The 9,087-nt window shown below is 35.7% G+C and carries 5 protein-coding genes; all 5 read right to left on the bottom strand.

Annotated elements, in window-relative coordinates; genetic code table 11:
- Nucleotides 1-301 precede the first annotated feature (301 nt).
- On the bottom strand, nucleotides 302-2,161 hold the full coding sequence (locus AN486_RS19240; protein ID WP_290602096.1) for a hypothetical protein: 1,860 nt from the start codon (nucleotides 2,159-2,161) through the stop codon (nucleotides 302-304).
- A 140-nt stretch (nucleotides 2,162-2,301) separates the two neighbouring features.
- The gene (locus AN486_RS19235) at nucleotides 2,302-2,607 is read right to left on the bottom strand and encodes an acyl carrier protein (protein WP_027402681.1); all 306 of its coding nucleotides are present in this window, start codon (nucleotides 2,605-2,607) and stop codon (nucleotides 2,302-2,304) included.
- Nucleotides 2,608-3,936 (bottom strand): condensation domain-containing protein, encoded by a 1,329-nt coding sequence (locus tag AN486_RS19230; protein WP_290602093.1) that lies wholly within the window; start codon nucleotides 3,934-3,936, stop codon nucleotides 2,608-2,610.
- A gap of 431 nt (nucleotides 3,937-4,367) precedes the next feature.
- The gene (locus AN486_RS19225; RefSeq protein ID WP_053537998.1) at nucleotides 4,368-6,011 is read right to left on the bottom strand and encodes a PfaD family polyunsaturated fatty acid/polyketide biosynthesis protein; all 1,644 of its coding nucleotides are present in this window, start codon (nucleotides 6,009-6,011) and stop codon (nucleotides 4,368-4,370) included.
- Between the two features lie 231 nt (nucleotides 6,012-6,242).
- Nucleotides 6,243-8,894 carry a PfaB family protein gene (locus AN486_RS19220; protein ID WP_290602091.1) on the bottom strand — a complete coding sequence of 884 codons (2,652 nt, stop codon included), beginning with the start codon at nucleotides 8,892-8,894 and terminating at the stop codon, nucleotides 6,243-6,245.
- Between the last annotated feature and the right edge of the window lie 193 nt (nucleotides 8,895-9,087).

The following is a 9,087-nucleotide window of genomic DNA, read 5'->3' as shown; positions in this document are numbered from 1 at the left end:
GTGTACACCCTAGCCGATGCTTTGGGGGGAAACAATAAAAATCCAGTTCCCTCCCCTTTACAAGGGGAGGGTTAGGGAGGGGTAATTTGAGGAATAATGGTGATTCAATAACTTGTGTGTACACCCTAGCCGATGCTTTGGGGGGAAACAATAAAAATCCAGTTCCCTCCCCTTTACAAGGGGAGGGTTAGGGAGGGGTAATTTGAGGAATAATGGTGATTCGATAACTTGTGTGTACACCGTAGCTAAATCAGATCCCCGACTTCTTAAAGAAGTCGGGGATCTTGTTACGGGGATCTTGTTAGCGATTTTTCAGAGAAGGGAAATTTTTCCCACCTAATTCAATTTGTCCAGTCACACACCCAGCCTTTAACCTATTTACTAAATACTCCAAATCATTAGCAATAAAATTTGTCCCATGATCTGGTTCTACTAAGCTAATTAAATTGACATCACTGATTATTTGATCACCTAAATCAGCAATTCCTAAAAAGTTGAAAACCCCTGATTCATAAGTTCCACAAGGTACAGAAGGATTATTCATCCCCACACAATATTCCTTTTCTTGAAACCAATCAACATCAGGATAACCATGAAAGTGAACAATTGGCGCACCATTAGCAATTAATTCTGGTGTATATAAAGCCGCAGCCAAACTAATAGCTAACATCACATAGATATCATAGGATGGTTTAATATCTGCTTTTTGTGCATTACTTCCTAATGGTAATTGCAGATGTAATTTGTCTTGTAAACCAATCCGTAGAATATCAGTATCAATGCTTAAATCTGTTTTATTTGCCCCAGAACGAGAACTAACTAGCCAAATATCAGGTATTTGCTTAAATCTATTTTCGGCGTTGATATTTAGTTTTATATAACGTCTACCTTGTTCATTTTGGCGAAGTTCATAACTACTAAATCCCGCTACAGGTAATAAATTATCCCATTCATCAATAGTGATTTCTGGCTTCCCTACATAATGAGGAGGTTCAGCATAAGCCACAAAACCATAAGATACTCCTGTTCTGCCATTCACAATGACATTCACAATATCTCTATGGGATTTTCTTTTAACAACTTCATCTAATTTAAACCCAGCCGGAAATAACCCTGTAGATGCTAAATCTTGCCCTAATTTAATTAATTTTCCAGCATAGGTTGATAAATGAGGATTATATTCTCCTATTTCAAAACGACTAATTAATAATGGAGTAATCGGCACAAATACTTTGGGAATCAGTGATTTTAAGGCAAAGTTCTCGACTTCATTGGGGGCAAAATTAGAATCAGAAAGATTCATATTCAGAATTGAAAACTTTTCATGAGATACACCAATCACAATTTCTGAAAAAGTTTTCACCAATGTATTTATGCCAATGCGAATTTTTTCTGGATAGGGTGTAAGTGGATTAACAAATTCATCATCTATATCGGTTAAAATTATTACTTGTGTATTTGTTGGATCTTCAACATATTTAGCAGCATGATCTTCAGCCCAACTACTTAACTTAGCAATTTGTACAACAGACATTTTTTGTTTTTCTTTCAGCCATGTATAAGATAACTTATACCAAGTTTCAGCGACAAATATTCCTAATTTTCTTAACCATGAATTTGGTCTTTCTACATCTATTACAGCATCAATATCTGCTCTGACACTCTGCATTTTCAAAGATTTATGCCAGTTAATAACGGGAATTTTAATGGTATGTTTCAATTCCGTTGTTGCTTCTTTCCAAGGAATTACCTTCACCCCATGCTTTTGGAGATAAAATATTAATTGTTGGCGAAATCTGACAATAACTTGATTATCATAATAATCCGGTAAAGGTCTAAAAGTCACTTTTAAGTTCTCAGCCATAAACTGAGGATTAATAACTGGAATTTGATATCCCGTGGGTGACTCTCCAGAAAAACCACCAATTAATTTACCAATAGTTTGTAAACTAATACCTTGCATTAAAGGTTCATGAACATAGTCATTAGTAACATTCATTTCCTGAATTAATGCTAAAATATCTTCTTTATATTTAGCTATTTCTATTTGTATTTCTGGAGTAATTACACCCTTGGGAGAACGAATATTCAGTTTGCTATTTTCTGACCAAAATAATACACCTTGTTGAGTGAGTTTTGCTAAAATTTCCGCTGCGTTCATCACAAAATCTCCCGTGTTGAAAAATAGGAATTTAGAAAAGAGGACACCTGGCTCAATTAGGCTACCCTAATCTAGCGAAGTGTCCCAATAATCAAGGAGGAAAAACTGGTTTGTCAGTAATTAAACAGAATTTGTAGAGGTTATATCTGGATAATTTCTGACTGAGAATTTTCTAATTCTTCAGATAATCTGAGAGAAAGTTCTTCAATGGTGGGATAATACCAAAGGTGGATAAGTGATAATTTGAATCCCAAAAACTTTTCGGCTTTACTAGCGATAACTATGGTTTGTGCTGAGTCTAAACCGTAACTATCTAAAGGTTCACGAATATTTATTTCTTCTGGATTAACTCCCAGTAAAGAGGAAATTTCCGAAACTAACCAAGCTTGTATTTTAGTAGCGTTATCTTGGTTTTCTGAGAGAGAATTAGAGATATTGTTATTCATTTATGTACCTACTGGTATTAAGTAACGCGATGAGACTTTCATGATAGAATCAATGCAATGATCAACAAGTCTTTCCATAGTTTGCTGATTAAGTGAAGGTTGAGAAAAGACAAAATTTAGGGTCATTTTTTCCTGAAAAGTAGCAGCGTGAACAATAAACATTCCTGCATATAAAGCATGAGAACCAACAAAACTGATTTCCTCTAGTTCTAATTCTCCATAAGTATGGGGAATATTGACTTTACCAAGATTGGAAACTGAGACTGTAGGAGATACTTGATTAGGGAATAGTAAAGAAAAATTTATCAAATATTTAGCTAGATATATCATTTGAAAAATTTCTCCTTGGTGAATTTTTTCATTGAGATTATGTTTTACTTTTCGCGCTAATTCCCAAAAAGATGTATTATTGGTAATTCTATAAAATTTCATCAAAGACGCTGCTAAAACCGTCATATTCTCTGTACTAATTTCTGGTTGTAACCGTCTTCTTAAATCAAGATATGATAAACAACTAACTGGAATATTATCTTCATGGTTTTTAGTCAGTTGTTTGGAGACTGTTAACATTAGTGCCGCACATAAAGCACTTTGTACTGTAGTATTTTCTTGTCTGCATTGCTGAATAAACTGCCGTGTTGATTCTTCACTAAGTTGTCTATGAATGATTTCGCAACGACGTTGAGAAATAGGAACATATTTTTCTACTCTTAATGCTTTTGGTTGATTCCAATATTTTTGAAATGCAATATTTAATAATAAAGCAACTCTACCTAGTTTGCTTTTGAAACTATTTGTCCAAGTGGGTAATAGTTTTTCAATGGGTGGAAGTGGTTCTAAAGTAGTAACTATGGGAAGAGATTTACCTTCGGTAATCTTTTGACAGTAGGTTAAAATTTCTGAGTGAAGTTGGACACTTGATAAACCGTCGGTAATAGCATGATGTGTGGTTGTAATCAGATAATTAATATTTTGCTGATTTAATATCTTGACAAGTACGACTCGCAGCAGGTATTTACTACTATCAATTACCTGATTCATTTCTGCATTAACGATCGCTTCCCATTCCTGACTTTCTCTAATATTAACAACTTGCAAAGGAAGTTTTCCTGTACCTTTAGACTGATAATAGTAAGAATTTCGAGAGTTAATAATATGAGAATTAAGCGCAGGATGACGATATTGAATAATATTTAAAGACTGTCTGAGAACTGTTTCTTGAATATTTCCTCGAATCCGGCTAATAGTAACTACATTCCATGTTTTAGCCCGTTGATTCAGGATTTCCATTGTTTCTTCTAGCTGTCCTAACTTTCTATTTATAGCCATATTTATCACAACCTTTGGTAAAATGTAAGTAGGTGAGCGTTGAAAATTGTCGTTATGGCAAGGCAAAAGGCAAGAGGCAAGAGGCAAGAGTGAAGAGGGTTTGGGCGATTTTACATTTCTTTACACAGTTTGGTTTTATTGTGTTCACCTACTTAGGTTTGGTTGAGGTACGTTCACGTAAAACCTCTATCCCGCAAAGAACTCAAGTCATCTCATTCCCAGTCTCTGACTGGGAATGAATTCTAGAAGGCTCTGCCTTCAATAATATTAGAGGCAGAGCCTCATCAACTGCATTCCTAGTCAGAGACTAGGAACGAGATGTGGTAGGGATTTGAGCTTAAGTTGACACCAATGGACGAAACCCAACACCCCTTGCTATCCTACCGCTAATGTTGGGTTATGCCTTCGGCACGCTACGCGAACACTGTCCCTCAACCCAAGCTACTTTGTGGATGATATTGACTGTATTCTTCTGGCATTTGTAAGCCTTGAATTTTCAAGTTTTGAATCCGATACAAATACGCTGCACCTGTCATAATTTCATCTGCCACATTAACTACTCGACGATTATTAATATCAGCTAAATAAGAACCACGTACCCAATTATTAAAACTTCCCATTGCTGGTCCACACCAAATTTGATAATCAATTTCTCGACCCTTTTCTCCAGTATTAGACCACCGGGAAGATAATCCTAAATACCAGCGAAATATTAACGCCATTTTTAGTTTAGGATTATTGGCAGCTTTACTTAATTTTTCTGGGTTACGTTGAGATAAATAAGTAGATGTTTCTTGCCAAATTTCGGAAATTGTTTTTCGCAGAATTTGTTTTTCTAACTTTTCTATTTCATCTGGGGGAATTTCTGCAAATGAATTATAGTTTCTGTATAATTCCCATAATTTTTGAGCGCGAAGGGGGAAGAGAGTTCCCCGTTTAAGAACTTGTAATTTGACTCCCATTTCAAACATATCAGCCGCAGGTGCCATCATTACATCAGTCATTTCTGCTTCAGCTAGGAGCTTTTTTGTATATTCTGAAGTTCCAGCTTCAACGCAAGATTGATTAATAGAACCAGTGGCAATATAAGCCGCACCCATCATTAAAGCTGCTAGGGCTGATTGCGGTGTAGAAATTCCCCCAGCCACACCAATTCTTACGGGTTTTTCATAATCATATTTACCTTGAATTTCGTCCCTTAATTCTAAAATAGAAGGTAATAAACAAACCAGTGGACGATTATCTGTATGTCCTCCTGAATCTGCTTCTACGGTAATATCATCAGCCATAGGAATTTTTGCGGCAAGATTAGCTTGCAATTCAGTAATTAACCCTTGTTCAACTAATTGAGTTAAAATTTTTGTAGGTGCAGGTTGGAGGAATTTAGTAGCAACTTCCCGACGAGAAACTTTAGCAATAATTTTGTTTTTGATTTCGATTTCATTGGCTGAATTTAAACTCAGTCCAGCCGCCCGATAGTAGACGATATTATCACTTAAATCTAAGAATGCAGAGGCTTCAATTATTCTGACTTGATGCTGTAAATACAAATCAATTAAACGCCTTTCGATAGCAGGTTCACTAGGACTATGAAGTAAGTTAAAAGCATAAGATTTGTTATGCAAAGCTTGTTGAATTTTGTGAATTGCTGCTTCTATCCGGGTAGGAGATAAACCTCCTGCACCAAAGGAGCTTAAAATGTTGGCTTTTCCCAAGGTAATTACCATTTCTTCGGATGCAATACCTTGAGCCATTGCTCCAGTCATATAGGCATATTTGACGCTGTAGAACTCTAGAAAAGCTGGATCACCTAATTGATGAAATCCGATTGGAGGAACAGTTAAAAGCATTTCTAGCTTTTGAGTTTTACCGTTAGCACTATATGATAGACTGCCTTCATTGCTAATACCAATTTGTCCTTCTTTATTCAGAATATAACAAGGGGAATCCAAATTCATCAGTTTATTTTTAATATTTTTTGCATCAAAGGACACAGTATTTAAATCGCCTTGCCATCCTTGATAATTGTTATTCATGGAAGGGGAAAATTTGAGTTGTTGATGTTGTTTTAACATGATTTTTGCAGTGAATAAGTAGGTGGGCGTTAAAAATTGTCGTTGGGGCAAGGGAACAGGGAACAGGAAGAGAGTTTTGAGTGATTTTACTTTTCTTCACATACCTTTAAATTTTGGCGTTGCTGAATCGAGGTATGAAATTGCCAAATTGAATCTTTAAAACTCAAACCTTTGCGTCTTTGCGCCTTTGCGTGAGACTAAAATTCATACCCTTAATCAGCAACGCCATTTTTACTTTTCTTTTTTGGCTTGTATCACCATTTTTTTGTACAAGTCTAATTGCTGTTGGAGAAAGAGACTAAGTTGTTGGAGTGATGTTTGCCGGGACTGTAATAAAAAGTTGTGTGCTTTAGCCATACGGGCATTATTTTTATTTAAACTTTGATAATTAGGGATAGGTGTCATTTTGTGTTGATAATCTAATAAAGAAGTATCTTCTGCAAATTTGATATTAGGCAAAGAATATAAAGGTGATAAATCCAACTCAATTCGATGACTAAATAGTTTGGCTAAGGCTTTAATAATCGAGGTATGATCATCTACACCTCTTCTATTTAGGGATACAGCTAGATGTCCTTTGTCTTTGAGAATTTCGCTAATCCAACGACTACAGTTACTACCAACACCAACTTCAATAAAGATTCTGACATTATCATTGTAGGCACGATTAACTAAGCGAGGAAAATCAAGTTGGTGACAAAGGGCTTTAGCAATATTTTTGCCTATTAAATGACTATCAATTTTCATGGGTGCGTATTCTGCCGCAGAATAGAAAATTGTTTTTGAATTGGTTTGGATAGGTAAGGTATTGACCTTTACTAATTCATCATATTCAGAGTGCATTGGTTCACAATGAATTACATGATTAATTGATGTGGGAAAAGCGTCACATTTTAAAGTTTGAATAACTCTTTCACAAGCTTTAGTTTCACCAGCAATAATGACTTCTTCAGGTGTATTGATTAAAACAGTATAAACCCGATTTTCATTTTTTAGAACCTCTTGCACTAGGGAAGAGGAACATATCAAAATGTAGTTACTCCAAAATTCTTCCCTTTTACCTTCATGAATTAAGGGTAATCCCCAATGCTGACGAACTGCGTTTTTAGGACCAGATAGCCGAGTTTTAAATAAAGGAGATGAGTTCAAATAATCGCTCGTACTTTTAAAGCTAGTCCAAATACCTTGGGCTAACATCATACTAGTTTCACCAAGACTATAGCCAAAGCTGTATGGGGATTGAATTTGGAAATAGTTTTTCAGAATTGCTGTCATTAATCCGGCGATACCAACTTCTGATTCCAGCATAGAAACGGGATCATCTATTAATGTTTGTTCTATGCTTTCTAGTTGTCTTCTTAATAATTTATTGATGCTTCGAGGATAGAGAATTTTTTCAATATTGGCGACTCGATTATAAACACTTTTGATGACAATATCATTATGTAGTTGAGGAAAAAGACGAAAAATATTTCTTCCTAGTCCTATATAGGAAGTAAAAGAACCAGGATAAACAAAGGCGACATGACCTTTTTTCCCTTGGGGATTAACCGTAAAATAACTACCAAGAGGAGTTTGCCAGTCTTTCCCAGTAGCAAAAGCAATTTTTACTCCCTGAATTGCCCTTTCAATTTCTCGTTTTAATTCTTCTGGATGTCGTGAGAGAATTGCTAAGGCGTAAGTTGATTGTTTATATTGCTGATATTTTTGAAAATAATCATTAGCAAGTTGAGATATGGAAGAACCATCTTTGAAACTTTGGTGAAGTGCGGTAATTTGTGTTAATAAAGAAGAACGATCATCAGCCGCAATAGGAAATAAATAATAAGGCATTTCTGCTAAATATTGACTACTGCGTTCTACTTGGCTGATTTCTTCTGACAAAATTAAATGTCCATAAATATTATTTTCTTCCATCATATTTACCGCAGCCACTCTTTTAGTCGCACCAGGTTCTAAAAACCAAGGTTTTGATTCTACCGCTACATAAAAGGGACTTCCGCGCCAAATTTCTGGCTGTTTAGGATTAGACCATTGGGGAACACCAGGAATATAACGATGATATAGGCAAAGTGCGGTTTTGATGAGGCTAAATATACCAGATGAGGCTTGTGTGTTACCAATATTTGCTTTAACGCTACCCAGTCCACAACTCAGATTTTCTCCCCCTGTATGATAGGCTGATATTAAGCCTTGAATTTCTGCTATATCTGCGTTGGCAATCCCTCTAGCAACCACTTCTAAATAACCAATATCTGCGGCTTTAACATCTGCTATCTGAAACGCCTCCTGACAAGCTTGAGTAATGGTTTCCGGGTGATTGGGAGAATGTTTGACCACACTGAAACCATCCATGATTGCATAGATGCAATGATTTTGTTGCTTGGCTGTTTCATGCAGTTGTAACACTACTGCGGCTGCACCTGCTGTTTTAATTGCATTTTCAGCTTTTTCGTCATAACTAAAAGTATATACACCTTCATTAATTTCTATCGGGTAACTCTTGTCTATGCCGACAATTAAAACAGCTTCAACTTGCTGGGTAGTTAATAATTTTTGACTGACATCCAAAGCCGATAAAAGCGAATTTTCTTCGGCAAAAAATGCTAATTCAGCAGAGATATAGTTAGCTAATTTAGCAGAATTTTCTGTAGGAGAAATGATAATTAAAGCTATCTTCGTTTCTGGTTGAATTTTAGCATCTTCCAGAGCAGAATTGATTAATTCTCGACTTAATGGAGTTTGCTGATAATTTTCAGATGTAACTAAATTTTGCTTGCTTTCATAAATCAGACGTTCAAATTTATTTAATGTTGGTGAATTACTAACAAAACAATCCATACCGACAATTGCTAACTTTTGATTTTGTGCAATTGATTTCATTATTATTCTCCGGTTTTTAAAATTGAACCTAATTATGTTTCGCACAAAGACGCAAAGAAGCAAAGGCGCAAAGTTTTAGAGTTTTAATTTTGGCGTTGCTGAATCGAGGTATGAAATTTCCAAATTGAACCTTTAAAAATCTTACCTTTGCGTCTTTGCGCCTTTGCGTGAGACTAAAATTCATACCCTTAAT

Source organism: Anabaena sp. AL93, assembly GCF_001672085.1.
Taxonomy (GTDB): domain Bacteria; phylum Cyanobacteriota; class Cyanobacteriia; order Cyanobacteriales; family Nostocaceae; genus Dolichospermum; species Dolichospermum heterosporum.
The sequence above is the reverse complement of the archived record's forward strand: the minus strand, read 5'-3'. Positions and strand labels throughout refer to the sequence as shown.